The sequence below is a fragment of the Mycobacterium sp. D16R24 genome, from assembly GCF_002013385.1.
GTDB lineage: Bacteria > Actinomycetota > Actinomycetes > Mycobacteriales > Mycobacteriaceae > Mycobacterium.
In genome coordinates this window covers 1-17,181 of record NZ_MAEV01000047.1, presented here as the reverse complement: position 1 = coordinate 17,181, position 17,181 = coordinate 1, and the positions used below count along the sequence as shown (strand labels likewise).

27 protein-coding genes and 1 other annotated feature are annotated in these 17,181 nt (G+C 65.4%); of the genes, 18 read left to right on the top strand and 9 right to left on the bottom strand.

Annotated elements, in window-relative coordinates; translation table 11 throughout:
- Positions 1 to 97 precede the first annotated feature (97 nt).
- Both B4383_RS25490 and B4383_RS25485 read right to left on the bottom strand, forming a co-directional pair.
- Complete coding sequence (locus B4383_RS25490) at positions 98 to 346, bottom strand: hypothetical protein (RefSeq protein ID WP_131807451.1); 249 nt, start codon at positions 344 to 346, stop codon at positions 98 to 100.
- A gap of 99 nt (positions 347 to 445) precedes the next feature.
- Complete coding sequence (locus B4383_RS25485; protein ID WP_074344281.1) at positions 446 to 868, bottom strand: hypothetical protein; 423 nt, start codon at positions 866 to 868, stop codon at positions 446 to 448.
- A gap of 104 nt (positions 869 to 972) precedes the next feature.
- On the opposite strand from B4383_RS25485, the gene B4383_RS25480 reads away from it, so the two are divergent.
- Both B4383_RS25480 and B4383_RS25475 read left to right on the top strand, forming a co-directional pair.
- The gene (locus tag B4383_RS25480) at positions 973 to 1,593 is read left to right on the top strand and encodes a hypothetical protein (RefSeq protein WP_074344280.1); all 621 of its coding nucleotides are present in this window, start codon (positions 973 to 975) and stop codon (positions 1,591 to 1,593) included.
- A gap of 84 nt (positions 1,594 to 1,677) precedes the next feature.
- The gene (locus tag B4383_RS25475; protein ID WP_074344279.1) at positions 1,678 to 2,184 is read left to right on the top strand and encodes a hypothetical protein; all 507 of its coding nucleotides are present in this window, start codon (positions 1,678 to 1,680) and stop codon (positions 2,182 to 2,184) included.
- Positions 2,185 to 2,201: 17 nt separating this feature from the next.
- On the opposite strand, the gene B4383_RS25470 is transcribed toward B4383_RS25475, so the two are convergent.
- The 6 genes from B4383_RS25470 to B4383_RS25440 all read right to left on the bottom strand — a co-directional run bounded on the left by B4383_RS25470 (position 2,202) and on the right by B4383_RS25440 (position 7,502).
- Positions 2,202 to 3,515, bottom strand: coding sequence for a hypothetical protein (locus B4383_RS25470; protein WP_074344278.1), 1,314 nt, complete (start codon positions 3,513 to 3,515; stop codon positions 2,202 to 2,204).
- Complete coding sequence (locus tag B4383_RS25465) at positions 3,515 to 3,799, bottom strand: hypothetical protein (protein WP_074344277.1); 285 nt, start codon at positions 3,797 to 3,799, stop codon at positions 3,515 to 3,517. The genes B4383_RS25470 and B4383_RS25465 overlap by 1 nt, the downstream gene beginning before the upstream one ends.
- Before the next feature lie 264 nt (positions 3,800 to 4,063).
- Positions 4,064 to 5,325, bottom strand: a protein-coding gene (locus tag B4383_RS25455; protein ID WP_109545117.1) for an IS3 family transposase whose coding sequence is annotated in 2 segments (ribosomal slippage) — positions 4,064 to 5,016 and positions 5,016 to 5,325 — 1,263 coding nt in all. Because the reading frame shifts where the segments join, the coding sequence is not laid out codon by codon here.
- Positions 4,895 to 5,026: a sequence feature (AL1L pseudoknot), on the bottom strand. (Overlaps the previous gene by 132 nt.)
- A 430-nt stretch (positions 5,326 to 5,755) precedes the next feature.
- A complete protein-coding gene (locus B4383_RS25450; RefSeq protein WP_078321110.1) occupies positions 5,756 to 6,523 on the bottom strand; it encodes a hypothetical protein in 768 nt (255 codons plus the stop codon).
- 183 nt (positions 6,524 to 6,706) lie between these two features.
- Positions 6,707 to 6,934: a hypothetical protein gene (locus B4383_RS25445; protein ID WP_061005268.1), complete on the bottom strand. Its 228-nt coding sequence runs from the start codon at positions 6,932 to 6,934 to the stop codon at positions 6,707 to 6,709.
- Positions 6,927 to 7,502, bottom strand: a complete 576-nt coding sequence (locus B4383_RS25440) for a ParA family protein (RefSeq protein WP_061005270.1) — start codon at positions 7,500 to 7,502, stop codon at positions 6,927 to 6,929. The genes B4383_RS25445 and B4383_RS25440 overlap by 8 nt, the downstream gene beginning before the upstream one ends.
- Positions 7,503 to 7,944: 442 nt before the next feature.
- On the opposite strand from B4383_RS25440, the gene B4383_RS25435 reads away from it, so the two are divergent.
- The 13 genes from B4383_RS25435 (at position 7,945) to B4383_RS25375 (ending at position 14,068) form a co-directional block, all read left to right on the top strand.
- On the top strand, positions 7,945 to 8,148 hold the full coding sequence (locus tag B4383_RS25435; RefSeq protein WP_061005272.1) for a hypothetical protein: 204 nt from the start codon (positions 7,945 to 7,947) through the stop codon (positions 8,146 to 8,148).
- Between the two features lie 263 nt (positions 8,149 to 8,411).
- Positions 8,412 to 8,729, top strand: a complete 318-nt coding sequence (locus B4383_RS25430; RefSeq protein WP_061005274.1) for a hypothetical protein — start codon at positions 8,412 to 8,414, stop codon at positions 8,727 to 8,729.
- Positions 8,726 to 8,920, top strand: coding sequence for a hypothetical protein (locus B4383_RS25425; RefSeq protein WP_061005276.1), 195 nt, complete (start codon positions 8,726 to 8,728; stop codon positions 8,918 to 8,920). The genes B4383_RS25430 and B4383_RS25425 overlap by 4 nt, the downstream gene beginning before the upstream one ends.
- Positions 8,921 to 8,991: 71 nt before the next feature.
- Complete coding sequence (locus B4383_RS25420) at positions 8,992 to 9,276, top strand: type VII secretion target (RefSeq protein WP_061005279.1); 285 nt, start codon at positions 8,992 to 8,994, stop codon at positions 9,274 to 9,276.
- Positions 9,276 to 9,803, top strand: a complete 528-nt coding sequence (locus B4383_RS25415; protein ID WP_078321109.1) for a hypothetical protein — start codon at positions 9,276 to 9,278, stop codon at positions 9,801 to 9,803. Before B4383_RS25420 ends, B4383_RS25415 begins: the two co-directional genes overlap by 1 nt.
- Positions 9,800 to 10,495, top strand: a complete 696-nt coding sequence (locus B4383_RS25410) for a hypothetical protein (RefSeq protein WP_078321108.1) — start codon at positions 9,800 to 9,802, stop codon at positions 10,493 to 10,495. The genes B4383_RS25415 and B4383_RS25410 overlap by 4 nt, the downstream gene beginning before the upstream one ends.
- Before the next feature lie 28 nt (positions 10,496 to 10,523).
- Entirely contained in the window at positions 10,524 to 10,910 is a 387-nt protein-coding gene (locus B4383_RS25405) for a hypothetical protein (RefSeq protein ID WP_061005283.1), read from the top strand.
- Positions 10,907 to 11,110 carry an antitoxin VbhA family protein gene (locus B4383_RS25400; protein WP_078321106.1) on the top strand — a complete coding sequence of 68 codons (204 nt, stop codon included), beginning with the start codon at positions 10,907 to 10,909 and terminating at the stop codon, positions 11,108 to 11,110. The genes B4383_RS25405 and B4383_RS25400 overlap by 4 nt, the downstream gene beginning before the upstream one ends.
- Before the next feature lie 43 nt (positions 11,111 to 11,153).
- Positions 11,154 to 11,435 (top strand): hypothetical protein, encoded by a 282-nt coding sequence (locus B4383_RS25395; RefSeq protein WP_078321112.1) that lies wholly within the window; start codon positions 11,154 to 11,156, stop codon positions 11,433 to 11,435.
- A gap of 74 nt (positions 11,436 to 11,509) precedes the next feature.
- Positions 11,510 to 11,746 (top strand): hypothetical protein, encoded by a 237-nt coding sequence (locus B4383_RS25390; protein ID WP_071289005.1) that lies wholly within the window; start codon positions 11,510 to 11,512, stop codon positions 11,744 to 11,746.
- Positions 11,747 to 11,819: 73 nt separating this feature from the next.
- A complete protein-coding gene (locus B4383_RS27335; RefSeq protein ID WP_061000519.1) occupies positions 11,820 to 12,236 on the top strand; it encodes a hypothetical protein in 417 nt (138 codons plus the stop codon).
- Between the two features lie 331 nt (positions 12,237 to 12,567).
- Entirely contained in the window at positions 12,568 to 13,719 is a 1,152-nt protein-coding gene (locus B4383_RS25380; RefSeq protein ID WP_139361055.1) for a rep protein, read from the top strand.
- Between the two features lie 94 nt (positions 13,720 to 13,813).
- Positions 13,814 to 14,068 (top strand): hypothetical protein, encoded by a 255-nt coding sequence (locus tag B4383_RS25375; RefSeq protein ID WP_078321105.1) that lies wholly within the window; start codon positions 13,814 to 13,816, stop codon positions 14,066 to 14,068.
- Positions 14,069 to 14,185: 117 nt separating this feature from the next.
- Here the strand turns inward: B4383_RS25375 and B4383_RS26865 are convergent, their stop codons facing one another.
- Positions 14,186 to 14,359 (bottom strand): hypothetical protein, encoded by a 174-nt coding sequence (locus tag B4383_RS26865; protein ID WP_176138503.1) that lies wholly within the window; start codon positions 14,357 to 14,359, stop codon positions 14,186 to 14,188.
- A gap of 264 nt (positions 14,360 to 14,623) precedes the next feature.
- Here B4383_RS26865 and B4383_RS25370 point away from each other — a divergent pair, with 264 nt between their 5' ends.
- Genes B4383_RS25370 through B4383_RS25360 form a run of 3 tightly spaced genes read left to right on the top strand, consistent with a single transcriptional unit; the run spans position 14,624 to position 17,177 of the window.
- Positions 14,624 to 15,724: an alpha/beta hydrolase gene (locus tag B4383_RS25370; protein WP_047041146.1), complete on the top strand. Its 1,101-nt coding sequence runs from the start codon at positions 14,624 to 14,626 to the stop codon at positions 15,722 to 15,724.
- A 35-nt stretch (positions 15,725 to 15,759) separates the two neighbouring features.
- Positions 15,760 to 16,548 carry a thioredoxin domain-containing protein gene (locus B4383_RS25365; protein WP_047041144.1) on the top strand — a complete coding sequence of 263 codons (789 nt, stop codon included), beginning with the start codon at positions 15,760 to 15,762 and terminating at the stop codon, positions 16,546 to 16,548.
- On the top strand, positions 16,545 to 17,177 hold the full coding sequence (locus B4383_RS25360) for a vitamin K epoxide reductase family protein (RefSeq protein ID WP_003889255.1): 633 nt from the start codon (positions 16,545 to 16,547) through the stop codon (positions 17,175 to 17,177). The genes B4383_RS25365 and B4383_RS25360 overlap by 4 nt, the downstream gene beginning before the upstream one ends.
- Positions 17,178 to 17,181: the final 4 nt, after the last annotated feature.

The following is a 17,181-nucleotide window of genomic DNA, read 5'->3' as shown; positions in this document are numbered from 1 at the left end:
CCTAGGCGGGGCCTTCGTCATTCAGCGGGGTTTCCGCACACCAGCTATTCAGATGTCCCGTCTGCCCCAGTGCAAGACGTTTGAGGGGCATGCGAACTCAGATCGCTAGCGGCAATCCCCCTTCCTCGACGTGAGGGTGCACCTGTACGTCGAAATCTGCGCGCAAGGTGAGGTCATTGCGGCCCACTGCTGCACACGCCAGGTCGGCAAGTAGTGCCGATCGGTTGGTCCCATAACCCAACTTCGCGGCGAGGTCGTCGAGCGCGGGCAAGATGTCAGTCGGTACCCGCGCTGTTTGCACGTGACGGGGTCCCAGATGTCTGCGCCCCGGGCGATTTCCGGCCATGGCGCAAATCCTCCCGTAACCCATTTCTGAAAACGCTCCGACACGCCGGGCAGTCGTGGGGTTTCTGTTACTGGTGGGATTTGTCACGCGCCGTGCCGGTCAAGCGGCGGCGGTGGCCCGATCGAGCTGGTCGACGAGGCCTTGCAACGCCGCTGCGGCGTCTTCGGGGACCGGTAGACCCGCTTCCACACCCACGATGACATCGAGGGTGACGCCGCAGGCATCAGCGGCCTCGAATGCGGTGAGTTCGGCGTGATGACGGGCGGCGGCCAGGCGCTGACCGAGGGTGGCGTGCGGCGACTGGGCGACGCGGCTGAGCAGGGCTGTGTAGGTACGGCGGATGGCACTGAGGGTCAGTACTGGGGTGTGCCCGTCGAGCTCGTTGGCGACGCTCGCGGTGACATCGAGTTTGCGCAGCTCGTGCAATACGCGACTGGCAGCGGTGATGAACTCATGGGAGTCCGGCGCCGGCAGGGTTTCGATTTGAGCGGCAAGTGTTCGCAGTGCAGCGGCGGTGCTCATGCGCGGTTCCCTCCCTAAACGCTTTGAACTGTAGCCAGCTTACATCTATTTCAAATAGAATCTGGATATAAATTGGATGTAGGCGCGCCGTAAGGAGTGGATTGGTGCTGGATTACCGATTGGTCGGGGATGATGACGATGAGATGTGGGAGAAGCTGGCCGAGGCCGTCAAGACTCGTCGAACCGAACTGGGCCTCGCGCAGGCTGATATCGCCCGTCTCGGCGGGCCGTCGGCGTCGATCGTGAGTGCGATCGAAAACAACCACCAAACCCAGCTGAGCCCACGGCTACGGCGAGGGCTAGATGAGGCGTTGCAGTGGGAAGCCGGCAGCGTGAGCAAGGTCTTGGCCGGAGGTCAGGCCACACCGATCAACCCGAAGTCACCCACCGACCCCGGCGTTCTCGACCCGGCGCGGTGGGGAGGCGCTGCACCGCTGATCGCCAAAGTCGAACAGATCCACCTAGCCCTTAATGGGCTGACGTTCGACGTTCGAGAGACAAACCTTCGCGACCCGGCAGCAGTTGATTGGATCACCAAATACATTGCGCTGATGGCCTTTTCGCAGGCCGATGTTCTCAATGCGATGACCATACGGGTGGGCGTCACCGACGCCGAAGCCATGATGGCACTGGCCACGGCGTACAGCGCGGCCGCGAACATGTTCCGGGATGCGGCGGGGGCTACCCAAGCTGCTTACGCAGAGTTGCGCAAGCAGCTTGGGTAGCGCTCGCAGGTTGTTCGGTTCCACGCGGCCTCGCGCTCTGTGTTGGCGCCGTCCCCTGTGCCTGCGCCGGGTAGGGTCATCGCCATGGGAGTTCCCACCCACGCGATGATCTACAGCAGCGGCTGGGCCTCCGTGATGGACGGCGGTTCGAGTCTCCTTCAATTCCAGGGTCCTTTGGGGGCCTTGGACGGTGTCGAGAACTGGTATCTGACGTTCTACCCGCTGCCGGAAGGGAAGAGTTTCGAGGAAGTCCGCGGCACGGAAATCTGGAACTTCCTGCAGGCCGGCGGGCGTGCTGATGCGATGACACTCGATATGCGCACACTCGGCGGCGCACAGTGGGGTGTCGACGGTGTGCGATACGTGATCGGGCATCCACACGAAGGAACCCCTCCCCTTGATGTGCCGATCGAATTGTCTGGTGGCGCCGAAATGGTCAGTGCCCCTGAAGTTTTCACTGCCGACGAGGCAGCCGCCATCTTCTACACTTACTACCGGACCGGCGATATTCCGCCCGGCTACGCACTGCGCCCGGTCGAGGGATACACGTACGCCGGCGACTGGCGTGATCTGCGTGGGGTAACCGCATAGGCCGCTGGTGGCGGCTGCTACGCGGTGTTGTCTGGGTCGTTGGGGTCGCGTCCGAACATGCCCTGATAGAACTTGCCGAGGTTGCTCAGCTCTGGATCACCGGATTTTGCCAGCTCGTCCGGGCTGATGTGCGTGCCCAAGTTCGGCAACGGGTTGCTGCTGCCTCCCTGCATGCCGGGCCGATCGTCGGGGCGAATAAGAGGCTGGCCGTCGTCCTTCCACATCTTCGGCGGCTCCGGCATTCCTGGATACCCGGCGCTAGCTCCGGGTACGGGTACGGGGGCCGGTGCAGCGGTTGACGGCGGCGGTACCCATCCTTCGGGCGGGTAAGCCAGATCAGTACCGACGATCCTGATCGGGCGCCCGTTGAGAATTGCCGTGGCCGGGTGCTCCCGACTGACCGCGCCGTCGAACCTCTTCTGGCCGGCCGTCCGGTCGACGCCCTCGTGAGTCTTTGCTTCGATGCCGATGTACTCATCAGGGTTACTGGTGGGCTCCAGCCCGTCGTAGTAGCGCGGCTGGGGCTTGCCGGTCACTGGGTCGTTCACATCGGGGTGCGTGGCCTGAACTTGTTGACGAATGATCGGGATGTGGGTTCGACGTTGTCGTTCGTCGAGTGCGGCCTTCTCCGCCTCTTTGCCGTCACCTGCACTTCCCTGCCCGTACTGGCCGTACGGATTGCGTTTCGGATAAAGAGCATGGCGGTTTGGGTCGTCGGGATCGGCTGGGCCGGGTTCTTGCTTGAAGCGGTGGTAGTCGACCGCGTTGATCGCGGGGTCGCCGCTCCCCGGGTGTTCGGGGAAGCTCAAGGATTCCAGCGGCGCCAGCGCCCCGGTGATCTGCGTGGCGACCTGCTGGTCGATCGCGACGAGTGCCTGCACGCGCGCACTGATTTCGGTGGCAAACGCCTGAGCTTGCTGCTGTCGGGCCGCGGCGCTGCGCAGCAGGCTCCACGACTTGTCGGTGACCGAGAAGTCTTGTCCGACAGTGAATCCGGCTTCTTCGGCTTCGGTGATCGCGTCGAGCACCTGGCGCTTGGCCCAGGCGATGTCCCCGGCGCCGGTGGTGGCATGGCCGGCCGCGGCGTACAGCGCGTCGGCCGCGCCCCGGACTTTCACCAGGTCGCCCCAGCCGCGCTCGGCCGCAGCATCAGCGGCCGGGCCTTCCCAGGTGGTGCCACCGGGGCGCAGCATGCCAGTGTGGATGGTCTCGAAGTGCCCTTCCCAGCGTCCAGCGGCCGACGTCCAGTGGGTCGCCGCGGCCTCGAGGTGAGTGGTGACCCAGGCTTCGATGTCGTAGCGGGTCAGGGCACCACCTGTGGCCGCGGGCATCAGACCTGAACGGTGGTGCTGATCGATTGCGCGTTTTCGCTGTCGGTGGTGCCGTACTCCCCCGCTGCGGTGCGCAGCGTCGTACCTGTACTGGTGGCCCGCCCAGACAGGTGAGCTGCAACGGCGTCGACCAACGCGTGGCCGCGCACTACGGCCACGGTCGTTGGCTGGGTCAGGTGGCCGGCAGCCGGCGGAGCTGGGACGGGAAGTGTCGCCGCCGCTGCGTCACATGCGCCGGCGTGTGACAGCAGACCATCACTGCTGACCCGAACAATCTCCCCCACACTGGGATTCTATCGGCGCAGATAGGGGCGGCTCAGCGGCTATTTTCCATCATCTGCGCGAGCACCCTCTGGTTGTTGCGGGCTGTCTCAGCGGTGAACTCGGGATCGCGGCGGACTGGGTGACGCGGTGGCGGCGCGGTGCGGGTCCGTCGCCTGATCGGACGAAGTTCTGCGATGGGGCGCCCATCGCTGGTAATGGTCAGACTGTCGTTTCCCTGCTCGATGAGCTTCAGTGAACCGCCCTGGTTCTGCCGGAGGCTCGGGCTATTGGATTCCGACCAGGGGTTGGGCGGTCCGTTGGGCATCGTAGAACGCCGCCTCATACTCGGCGGGTGGAACGTCGTTGAGGTAGCCGTGCAGCCGGCTGGTGTTGTGCCAGTGCACCCACCCGAGGGTGGCCAACTCGACGTCCTCGACGGTCTTCCATGGCCCGCTGCGGGCGGGACCGTAGATCAGCTCGGCCTTGTAGTAGCCGTTCACCGTCTCCGCCAAGGCGTTGTCGAAGCTGTCCCCGATCGATCCGATCGAGGGGACCGCACCGATCTCAGCGAGGCGTTCGCCGTAGCGGATCGATGTGAACTGGGACCCGGCATCGGAGTGACATCGCAAGCCCACCAACATGTTTCCGCGTGACCAGCGGGCCATCTCCAATGCGTCGAGGACCATCGTGGTGCGCATGTGCGAGGCGACCCGCCAGCCGACGATCATCCGCGAGTAGGCATCGACGATGAAACACACATACGCCACCCCGGCCCACGTCGGCACGAATGTCAGATCCGTCACCCACAGTTGGTTCGGCGCGGTAGCGGTGAACGTGCGCTTCACCAGATCCGGGTGACGCGCAGCGGCGGCGTCCGGTTTGGTGGTCTTGACCCGTTTGCCGCGCCGGACCCCTTCGATCCCGAGGCTGCGCATCAGGCGGGCCACCTGATCGCGGCCGACGTCGTAGCCCTCGCGGCGAGCAGCTCTCCAGAGCTTGCGGGCCCCGTAGACGCGGTAGTTGTCCTCCCAGAGCGCCATCAGGGCCGGACCAAGCTCGGCGTCACGCTGCGCGCGTGCCGACACAGGCCGGGTCTTGGTGTCGTAGTAGGTGCTCGGGGCCATCACCACCCCTGCTGATCGCAGGACGGTGATGACGGGCTCGACCCCGAACTCCTCGCGCTGGGCGTCGATGAAGTCGACTATTTCTTGTGTTGGCGGTCGAGCTCCGCCCCGAAAAAACTGGCCGCGCGTTTCAGTATCTCGTTGGCACGCTTGAGTTCTCGATTCTCCTGCTCAAGCTCTTTGATCCGTGCCGACTCCGCGCTGGACACTCCCGGAGCGTATCCGTCATCGATGTCGGCTTGGCGGACCCAGGACCGCACCGACTCCACCCCGTAGCCGAGCTGGCGGGCCACCCGCGACACCGTGCCCTGCTCGGCACCCAACTCGGCTCTCAGGGTCCGGACCATCCGCACCGCCGCGGCCTTCTCCTCCAAGCTGTAGCGACGCGTCGTGGGCTTCCCAGCAGACTGTTCCTTCGGCATACCTGCATCCTCGTTTCCAAGGTCAGGAGCCTCCGGGATTTCCAGGGCGGTTCAGAACTCCGATGACGTAGGCCTGCGCGGACGTCGATCGATACCGACGCCCCAGACCAGCCGCAAGACCTTCTTGCCTCGCAGGTCGAGCACTTCGCTCGACGCGCGAGGCTTTTTTGTGTCCAAAACACGATCGAATTGGTCGGGTAATACGTTTAGACGTAATGGCGTATATACGTTATTACGTCTAAACGTATTACCTGGGTGGCACCGGAGAGCGTTGACGATCACCAACCGGCACCACCATGGTTCGACGACGGCTTTCCTTCGAGGCACCTCAGCTAGGAGCTAATGAGGTTCGGATCGATCCCGGCCCCGGATTCTGCGTGAGCGCCGATTGGGACGTAATAACGTAATGACGTCATGATGTAATGAAGCCCTACGGGCCGGTTCTCGGACGCTGCGCCAGCACCGCGCGGACTTGACTCCGGCCTTCAACCCAATCGTGCAGGTCATAGCTGATCGAGTTCAACAGCGGTAGCAAGACCCGGTCGTGCAGGTGCTTCACATCCACATACAGCAGTGAGTCCATGTGTGACACGCGGTTCCGCAGTTTGCGCAGGTCACGAACCTTATTACCCGTGCCGTATCCGCGAGGGTCGTGTTTGACGTTGGGAAATCCCCCGTGCAGGCAGTTGCGCCACAGATCGCGCCGAGCTTGCAGGTTCACCTGGTTTTGGACCGGATTTCCGTTCGGGTCTACCCAGCTCGCATCGAACTTTTCCGGAAGCAGGCTGGCCCAGGCCCCAAACATCACGTGCGCCACCAGATCGTCATGAGTGATCGCTCCCCCGTGGCGCGGATGGTTCGCCGGCCGAGATCGACGCGATTGGTCCGCCGCCTTGTACAGCTTGTGGCGCGTAGTGGTGAACACACCCGGTCCTGACAGATGCGGAATATGGGCGATGTGGTTGATCCAGTCGGGGCCGCCCACATGCTGCTGCGCCCAGGCGCTCAGCTGCGTATCGATGGCGTGTCTCACCGCGACCTCGGCAATCCCCAGGGGGTCCTGCAAGGCTGACGCCAGTTCGATGTTCCACTCGTACAGCGCCAACGCATCGACGTCCTGGCCGCCGGCCACCACCCGGTAGTGCGCCAGCCGCGATGCGTGCAGGCACTTGAAAATCTCCGCCGGGACCACTGTCATAACCGGCCACTGTGCCAGAAACAAGGAAGCCCCCCTCAGAGAGGGAGGCTTCTTCACGAACAGCCGGTAGCACCGACTGCATCTGCACAGAACTATACATCACCAGCGCATACCTGCGTATTCCATTGGTATGCGATCCAGTGACTTCGATATACGTCTTTACGTTGTGACGTATATACGTCTTTACGTTCTGGTGTTCTTCGCCAACCACTGATCGGCCAGGTCAGTGAGGATTTTGCTCATGCTCGTTTCCTGGTCCAGCGCGGCTTGCTTCAACCGGCGGACTGTCGTACGCGGCAGATAGACAGTCGCGCGCTGCATGTCATCAGTGGGGGAGCGGAACGCCTCGGCGGCCCGCTTGGCCGGCTCCGCCTTGACCCGCGCCGCCATCTTCGAAGTCAGATCAGACATGGACCAGTGCCTCCATCAATTCGTTCAGCACATCGTCGTAGCCGTGCAACTGACCGGGTATCGAGCCGAACGCCCGACGGATGCCCTCCCGCCGAACGATCCGCGTCCCAATCACCGGCACGCCCTCGTTCTCCAACAGGGTCTTGACCTCATCGGCCAGGCGGGTGCGCAGGTCCACGCCGGTCAGCAGAACCGCAGTCGGCCGGTGGGCGGTGATTTCCAGCGTTGGCCACACGCGGCGTACGTCCAACGGTGAGGCCCCCGTGGGCACCACGACCAGATCAGCGAGTTCGATGGCTTCCTGAATGACCTGGGCCGTACCCGGGGGAGTGTCGACGATCGTCAGCTCCTGGCTGCCACTCACATCAAGCGGTCGCCGGGCCGGCACCACCGGGAAGGGGAACGGGGCGTCACCCGCGGCCGCCGCCCACTCGAGCGCCGACCCCTGCGGGTCGGCATCAATAAGTGCGACATCGAGGCCACGCCGATGCGCCGCTGTGGCGAGGTACACCGCCGACGTTGTCTTCGCAACGCCACCCTTGGTGTGCACCAAAGAAACCGTAGGCATGCTCGTGACTATACGTCCCAACGTAATGACGCCTATGCATCAACACGCTATTACGTCATTACGTCACAGCAGTTCAACGCATATTTCTATTGCTTGTGATCAAACCGTGACCACATGACTTGTCGGTATTTGACCGAAAAACCCTGCATTAGAGGGTGTGACACTTCGATCCCACCGCCACCCGCCGACAACGTCGCCAAGCACTTCGTGACGGGATCGTTGCACCCGTGCGGCATATACCTCCCGGTGAGCACCAGGGCTACGAACCCCGCCACGTGACGGAAAGCAGCTCGGGTGCCGGTACTTCCCACATGTACCAGGCCACCATGACGAGAAAGGTGCGGCGAGTGCCAGGTAAAGCAGGCTCTGCCAGCCAAGAAAAAGGGAGCGGGACAACCAGCTCCAGGAGCCATCTCCTGACCATCGAACGAGGAGACGCGCAATGAGCGAATCCGTCCTGATCGCCCTGGCGATCGTCGTGCCACTTACGATCCTGGGGCTCGCGGTCTGCGTGCTCGCCGGCTACCTGGCCCGTATCCCCGACTGCAAGGTCACTATCGGCGAAGTCGGCCGGGCGATCGGCGCCATTGTCGGCGTGGCTATCGAAGCGCTGGCCACCATCATCACGTCTATCCGGCGCCCCTAAGGGGCGGGGGGAGCGCCAACTTGCGGCCGTGCTCCCCAGTCATCTGGGTCACCTCAGGGAGCCAGACCCTTCCTCGGCCGCAATTGTGGTGAACGGGGTGGCGGTCACCGTCAAGGCTGACGCCGCTACGCGGTCGACCACGGTCGAGCCTTGACAGCGACCACCGCCCCGCACAAAAGCTGGCCAGTACGAGGAAGGAACCGGAGCGAAACATCGGAAAATAGGAGCTCACGATGTCGGACGCTCGTCGTACCGTAAGAGCCATGGACGCGAACCCGCCGCCCAGGCCGGGAACCTCCGAGCACTGGGCGGCCTGGCTCGACCGCTACGGCGACGACTACGCCACCGACGACGAACGGCGCGCCGCCTACGAGGATTTCAAAACCAACCTGGGCACCATGCAGGACGTCTTTTCCCAGTCTGACCGCATGCACACCGCTGGATACCTCGCCGCACACGAACGTGTCGCCGACGGTGACGCCGACAGCCACGACGATGCCGAGCTGTGGGTACCGCCTCATCTCAGCGGTCCCGCCCGGGCCGATTGGCTCGAAGGATTCCGCGCGCACTTCGAACCATGACGAAACACCTGATCGACATTGACGACGACCTACTGGCGGTCGCGCAGCGAGAACTCAACACCACTGGTTTCTCAGACACCGCCCGACGCGCACTGGAGTACGTGACCGCAACATCCGCCCGAGCACGTCAAGTCACGTGGCCAAACGATCAAGAACTAATCGCCGATCGGGAGCCGGACGACTCCGACTAGGCCCGCGCGGAGCAGACCACGAAAAACCGCGGCGTCGGCCACGCCGTACACCGCGATTTAGACTGCTCAACGTGGGGGAACACATCACGGTCGACGGCGAGGGCCTGCTGTCCCATGCCGGTGTCTGCGACATCTCGGCATCGACGATCCCCGTCTTGGCCCCTGCGGCCGTCGGCCACCTGACTCAGGCAACCACCGCGGCCGTCGCTCATGGCCACGCGCTGATCGACGCCGCTGCAGCCCAACTGGCCGGCCGGGCCACCGCGACCGGTACGGCGCTGCGCACCGCGGCCGGGGAGTACGTCAGCACCGACAACGACAACGCACAGTCCATCAGCACCACCGCTCAGGTCTGATGCCCGCGGCCGCAGGCGGTTTCCTGACCCGCGCTGACATCGAGGCCTGGGGCACCACCCACCTTGAGGCCGCCGCGACACACTGGCGCTCGACCGCAGCGCACTGGGAAGGCCACTTCGAGACCATTCACACCGGCATGCTCCGACCCGGCGGCACTACCTGGGAAGGCACTGCCGCCGATGCGGCGGCCGAGCGCAGCTGGGGCGACCTGGTGAAAGTCCGGGGCGCAGGTGACGCGCTGTACGCAGCGGCTGGCCACGCCACCAACGGCGCCGGCGACATCGCCTGGGCCAAACGCCAGGCGCTCGACGCGATCGCGGAAGCCGAAGAAGCCGGATTCACTGTCGGACAAGACTTCTCGGTCACGGACAAGTCAGCCGGCAGCCTGCTGCGCAGCACCGCGGCCCGGCAACAGCAGGCGCAGGCCTTCGCCACCGAAATCAGTACCCGCGTGCAGGCACTCGCCGCGATCGACCAGGCGGTCGCCACACGGATCAGCGGGGCGCTGGGACCACTGACGCGATGAAGTTCACCGAACCTGAGGGTGCGCCGGCGCCGGCCCCGCCGGCGAAGGATCACGAACCGGAGGTGCAGGCGGCGGGGTACGGGATCAAGCAAGACGTACCGCCACCGACGCCCGCCGTACCTGCGGGACCGAACGCCGCAGACATGAAAGGCGTGCTGGACAAGCTGCCGCAAGGGAGCCAGCCCCACATCAGGGAGGTCCGCACACCCGAGGACTTGCAGACCCTGAAGCGGTGGATGACGCAGAGCGGCGTCGAAGGCCAGAACCGCTACGGAGACCCAGGAAGGGGCACGTGGAAGGTCCTCCCCGACGGCAGCGAAGTCGGCGAACGCTACGCCGCGAAATCTACCGGCACCAACTCCCTCGACATCGATCTCAAGAGCGCGAACGGGGCAGAACACTGGAAGGTGCACATCAACCCGAAGACCGGCGGCGTTCCGGAAATCCCCGCCCCCAAGGCGCCGCCGATCGAGCCGCAGGCGCCGAAAGCGGCACCGGCAGAACCGAACTCGCCGAGAGCACCGGTCACCGAACGGGCCCCAGAAATCGGGGTGAGGGGATGGGGCGGACCATCAGCGGAACCATTCGGGCCGCAGCCGGTGCACCCACCCGGCAGCATCCACCACCATTTCCCGATCCTGGGCGTTGACGACCCGGAAGAAAACCCGCGTGACTTCGAGGGGCACTCATGACGATGATGAACACGAGGAGCATGAAGTGATGACAGAACAGCAGACCAGTGCGCAGGAGACACTGCGTGAGGACATCCTGGGCATGGGGCTCGACGATTACGTGTCCATGGCCGACGTTCTGGCATGTATCGCTAACGGCGCATCAGCCGACGCCCTCGCTCCCTACAAGCAGCTGGTGGTCGACACCGTGCGATCGCTGCTAGTCGACGGACTTGCGGTGGTGGGTGACATCCCCGGCAGAAATGACCCTGGGTTCAAGCCATGGCCAGGCAGCGTCGATGAGGTGATGGCACGGTTCATCACGCTGTTCGTTGACCGGTACGAGGACCGGATCGAGTGGGAATACCGGATCTGGATCAACCTCACCGACGCGGGTGAGCGGGTGGCCGCCGAGGCGCGACTAAAGCGCCAATGACAGCCCACAACGGAATGCGGCTAGCGAGGGAGGCCGCCGCGGTGGCCGAGGCCGCCGTAGCCATCGCCGGCGGCGTAATCGATCCGTTCACCCGGGAACTGGTCGCCAAGATGGGGCGCGGCGAGATCACCGGGGATCAGGCCGCCGCAGAAATCATCGCCCGATTCGTTCCGCCAGGGCCGTACCCTCGAACTACATAGTTACAGACTTCCGCAGTTCGGGCTGGTGGGGAAAGGTGTCACCGTGACGACCGGCAACAAGGACCACCCCGACCCAGATAGCAGCGGCCAACCGACCGGGTGGGTGCGCTACGACGAACTCGAACGCAAAGAAGCCCGGTTACGCAGCGATCAGTTCACCCGGCTCACCGAACTCAGCCGCGGACTCAACCGGCAACGACAAGGCCGGGGAGAACGGATCACCGAAAACACGCTCATCCGTGTCGCCATCGATCTGCTCCTGGCGCGGAGCGCCGACCTGGCCGGCGCCACCGAAGCCGAACTCCGAAACTCTCTGGGGCCGTAATCCGTACACCTAACCTGTACTCTGTAAGTTACAGACTTTGTTGCTTGCGGAGTGTCAGGCTAGGAGGGGTTCCCATGGCCCAATACATCCAGTATTCGGCGGACCGACCCCCGGCCGAGATCGATCCGGAAGAACAGTTCCAGCAGTACTTGGAAGTCATCGGCCATCTGCTCGACAACCTCAACGACCCCGCCGCGCTTGAGCGGGCCCAACAACTCATCGGCGATCACCTCGCCCGTGAGGAGTACTACGGCCGACTGTGCCGAGTGCACTACGGAACGTCGGACCCGGCCCATCGCCGCGCGTCTTGATGCCGAGAAAAACTTTCGCGCCACGCCGCGCCAGTTACCAGGTAATGCGTCCGTCGATGGAAAAGTCACGCGCATGGCTCAGCGCAGCACACACAAAGGCCCGCGTGCTCAGGTCATGGCACCGATCGCGGCAATCGTGTACGCCAGCATCCAGGAGCTGGCCGAGGTCCACGCGACCAACGTCAACCAGGCCTCCGCTGATCTTCTCGCGGCCAAAACCGGACACCCCGACCTCGTGCGAGTGATCCACCAGACTGCGCTGCTCACCGTGGAGATGTCGCGCGACATCTCCACGTCGGGCGACATTCGCCCGACCAAGCTCAACATCCCGCAGGCCGCGTACGACGACATCAAGCATCTGGCCGCCGCCAACAGCACCCACGCCGGCGCGATCGCCGCGGACCTGCTTGCCCTGGCCACCGGCCATCCCGACCAGGTCCGCGTACTCACAGACATGAACACCGCGGAGGTGTTGCCGCTGGCGATGTGACACAACGGCCCGACCTGAAAACTTTTGACTTTGGTAGGCCGCGGGCGGGCATACGTGACATCTGAATAGCCGGTGCACGGACTTTAGGTCCGTAGACGACGAAGGCCCCGCCTAGGGCGGGGCCACGTCTGGAGATTCGAACCGAGATTGGGAGCTCGGTTCCGGTTCTCCGCACCATTTCCCCGAAGGGACTGTCTTGCCGGACAGGTCTCACGGTAGCGCACGCGCGCAGGGCTTACTAGTTAACCCGCGCAACCAGTGCGCAAACCGTGACCAATCACTTTCGCGTGGGCGCCGCAGTGCGCCTGTATTCGCGGCATCGGGCACCACGGTGCGCACACACGCCGCCCAGGCGGACACCGCCACCCGCTGGCGCCGCTGGATCGAGCGCGCCGGCGCCCGGGCCGCGACACCGCGCCAGCCAGTGTGGTCCAGTAGGCAGTCCTGGCTGGACAACTTGCGGGACTGGGCACAATCGCGAGCCCTGGCCGCGGTGTGCACCGCCGAACGCGTCTCGATCACCGCGACCACGCTGCTGGCCATCGCCGCGGTGATGGCCGAGCACGCCGACCACGCCACCGGCCGGCACGTGGCCATCACCCGCGCCACCATCGCCGAGCGCATCGGCTGCCACCCGAACACGGTCTCCACTGCGTGGGCGGTGCTGCGAGCCTCCGGTTGGGCTGTTGAGGCCCAACGCGGCCACGGCTCCCCGGGTACACCGAGCGTCGGCCGGCGCCCCTCGGTGTACCACCTGGTTTCGCGCCGCCCGGCGTCTGTGCCTGTGGCGCCGGAACCTGTGGAGCTAAGGGGACTCGAACCCCTGACCTCCGGCGGCACTGTGGAGAATTGTGACCTACCGCCGTCAGGCGGTGTTTGTTTCTTATCTCCCGTAGGGAGTAACTCACCAAGCGCGCAGCAGCACGCGGAAAATTCATCTCCCACTCGAAAAAGCCGGCGCTGGCGCGCCGAGCCACGACCACTGGTGCTCCAACGACTTGCCGCGCGGGTCCTTGTCCGCTGCCCGGTGCTCCGAGGCGGACATGTCGGGGCGATTTGCGACGTGCTCGGGGCCGCCGGGATTGACCCCACGGTGTGGACCGCCCGTGACGTCCAGGACGCGCTCGAAGCCGATATGCGCCGCACCGGCGGAACCTGGCCCGACCAGGTCACCAACCCTGGCGCATTCCTGGCCAGCCGGTTGCGCCGGCTCGGAAGTTTCGCCGGACGCCAACCACCGCGGAGCGCCGCGACTGCACCGCGACCCTCCGCGGTTAGCGCGCCGCCCGCATCACCGCAGCTGGCCGGCGCGGTGACCGGTACAGGCCGCGCCGAGGCCTTCGCCGCGCTCGCCGCCGCGCGCCGCCACGCCCAACACCGCCGCACCGCGGCCGCCGCCGCGGAAGCCGCGCGGCTCGACGCCCTTATCGCCACGGCCCGCGCGGTCACCCCACGCAACCAGCCCATCACCGTGTGGCGGTAGACGCGAGATTCGCGGCATGCCAGTCGCGTCACGACCCAAAGTCCATGATCGCCCGCCCTACCGTAGAAAACACCACAACAAGGGGGAGAAAAACATGGGAACGAAACTCACCGTGATCCTGACCAACGGTCAGAAAGACGAGCACCAGGACGCCGTCCACAGCGTCACCGACGGCGGCGTCCTCACCATCAAAATCCGCAAAAACGGCTTAGAAGGTACCCAGGTCCGGACTTACAGCCCACCGGCATGGATTTCGATCGAGACCACCGATCCGTTCGACCTCCCAGGCCTCAACAATCTGAATGTCGGCGGCGGCAAGTACGACGGACCAATCAGGCCCGGGATATAAACCCCGACTAACGATCATCACCACATTGGACCTGCGGATTAAAAGTCCGCAGGTCCATTTTCTTACCCCTGAAACCCCCGCTAGATCGTTTGCTGACGGCCCGCCCTGGCTGAATCGTCAGAACACCCACTCCGATGGCGGACCTGGTGGCCACGCCATGGTCAGACCCGGGATTCGCCCGGGCGCAGTGCCGTTGACGAGCCAGTCCAAAACCTGCTCCGAAGCGCCGCTGTCGCGGCGCGCCAACGCGCGCATCAGCCGCCCCTCCAACCCCACACCCTCATCACTCACCCACACCCACCTGCCCTCCCATCTCCACTTCCTTCACCGCCCACCATCACACCTCACGCCCCAAACCTCCACCCTCCGCCCTACCCATGCCCCCACCTCGCCACCAGCCCCAACTACCTACAGACTATTGGCACATTTGCACAAGGTGTGCAAGGCTGTACGTCGGGTCTGCCGGAATTGTGGGTCACCTCGAACGAGGGAGCTGGCTATATCCCAACCTGGGGGATCGCATTACCGTCATTCAGCGTGATCAAGGGAGATGCCATGACTGCGAGTCTGCCAGCTGACGGCGCGTACAGCCCGGGACGCAAGGAGGCGCTCGTCACCGCGATGGCGGGTGTCACCCTGCGCGCGTTGCCGCGCATCCCCGACCCGGTGAAACGCCTGCTGCTGGCGGGCCGCACGGTGACGGTGGACGGCAACACCCTCGACACCACGGTGCAGCTGATGCTCGCCGGGCAGAAGCTGGTCGGGATCGACGGTGGCACCAACAACGTGGCGGCGGCGCGGGCGCAGCTGCGCGACCTGTCCGGCGGGTTCCGGCAGGCGATCCCGGTGGCCGCGGTGAGAGATCTCACCGTGACCGGCGGGGACGGTGAGATCCCGGCCCGCCACTACGTTCCGCCCACATCCACCGCCGACACGGCCGCCCCGCTGCTGGTGTTCTTCCACGGCGGCGGCTTCGTGATCGGCGACCTCGACAGCCACGACGACCTGTGCCGGCTGATCTGCCGCGACGCCGGGGTGCACGTGCTGTCGGTCGACTACCGGCTGGCCCCCGAGCACAAGGCGCCCGCCGCCGCCGACGACGGGTTCGCCGCCTACCGCTGGGCGCGCGAGCACGCCGCCGAACTCGGTGCCGACCCGGACCGCGTCGCGGTCGGCGGGGACAGCGCCGGCGGCAACATCGCCGCCGTCGTCGCCCAGCGCGCCCGCGCCGAAGGAGTGCCGCAACCGGCGCTGCAACTGCTCATCTACCCGTGGACCAACCCCAGCGGCGAGACCCGGTCGCAGACCCTGTTCGCCTCCGGCTACTTCCTGACGAAGGCCGACATCGAGTGGTTCGCCGACAAGTACGTCACCGGTGCGTCGGTGCAGATCACCGATCCGGTCGTGTCACCGCTGCTGGCCGACGACCTGTCCGGGCTCGCGCCTGCACTGGTGCTGACCGGCGGCTTCGACCCACTGCGCGACGAGGGCGTGGCCTACGCCGAGGCACTGCGCGCCGCCGGGGTGGCCGTCGACCTGCGGCAGGCCGGTGCGCTGATCCACGGCTTCGCCAACATGTTCCCGATCGGGGGCGGTTGCGCGGCCGCGGTCGCCGACATGATCAGCGCGCTGCGCACCCGTCTGCGCGGCGTCTGACGGGCCGCGAAAACGCCGCCGGTACGCTTGTCCCCGTGGCCTCGAAACCGAAGAAGACCCCGAAGTACGACCTGAAGGCGGCCGACAAGAAACGCAATCTGGCCGTACAGATCGGGTTGACCGCGATCGTCGTGATCTTCGCCGTCGCGCTGGTGCTCTACATCGTCATGACCAAGGAGGACAAGCCCGGCGAGGGTGAGGCCAAGCCGATCCGGGTGGCGTCCAGCGACGTCATCACCGGTGACGACGGCGAGCCCAAGGCCGTGCTGTCGCTCTACGAGGACTTCCTGTGCCCGGCGTGCGGCAACTTCGAGAAGGCCTTCGGCCCGACGATCAACCGGCTGATCGACAGCGGCGCCGTGGCGGCCGACTACTACATGGTCTCGATCCTGGACCGGGCCGGCCAGGGGTACTCGACCCGCGCCGCGAACGCCGCCTACTGCGTGGCCGAAGCCGACACCGAGGCGTTCCGCCGCTTCCACGCCGCGCTGTACGCCCAGCAGCCGCCCGAGGGCGTCGGCCCGTTCCCGGACGAGGCCCGGCTGACCGAGGTGGCGCGCCAGGCCGGCGTCGTCGGCGACGTCCCGAACTGCATCGAGAAGGGCCGCTACGACGACATGGTCAAGGGCATGGCCAAGGCGACCGAGGTCAAGGCCACCCCGACCATCCGCATCAACGGCAAGGACTACAAGCCGACGACCCCCGACGCGCTGATCGACGAGATCAGGAGCATCGTCGGTGACCTGCCCGTGCTCGACGCCGGTGCGCCGCCGCCGAATCCGGATCCGACGACCCCGGCGCCCGCTCCCGCTCCCGCTCCATGAGCGTGAGCGCGCCAGGGGAGGTGTCCCCGGCCGAGCCGGACAGCCCCGAGCACGGTGGGGTGCACGTCGGGAGGCTGAGCGCGCTGTGGGTCCTGATCGCCGGCGTGGTGGGCCTCTCGTCGGCGCTGGCGCTGACCATCGAGAAGGTCGAGCTGCTCAAGAACCCGGCCTACGTGCCGACGTGCAGCCTCAACCCGGTGCTGTCCTGCGGTTCGGTGATGGTCACCCCGCAGGCCGCCGTGTTCGGTTTCCCGAACTCGCTGATCGGCATCGTGTCGTTCACCGTCGTGCTGGTGACCGGGGTGCTCGCGGTGGCCCGGGTTCAGCTGCCCCGCTGGTACTGGGCCGGGCTGGCGGTCGGCACGCTGCTGGGCACGGTGTTCGTGCACTGGCTGATCTACCAGAGCGTGTTCACCATCGGCGCGCTGTGCCTGTACTGCATGGTGGTGTGGTCGATGACCATCCCGCTGCTGGTCGTGGTGACGACGATCGCGGTGCAGCCGCAGCGCGGCAACGCCGTGCTGCGCGGGCTGCACACCTGGCGCTGGTCGATCGTGGCGCTGTGGTTCACCGCGGTGATCCTGTTGTGCCTGGTGCGGTTCTGGAGTTACTGGTCCACTCTGCTCTGAGGAT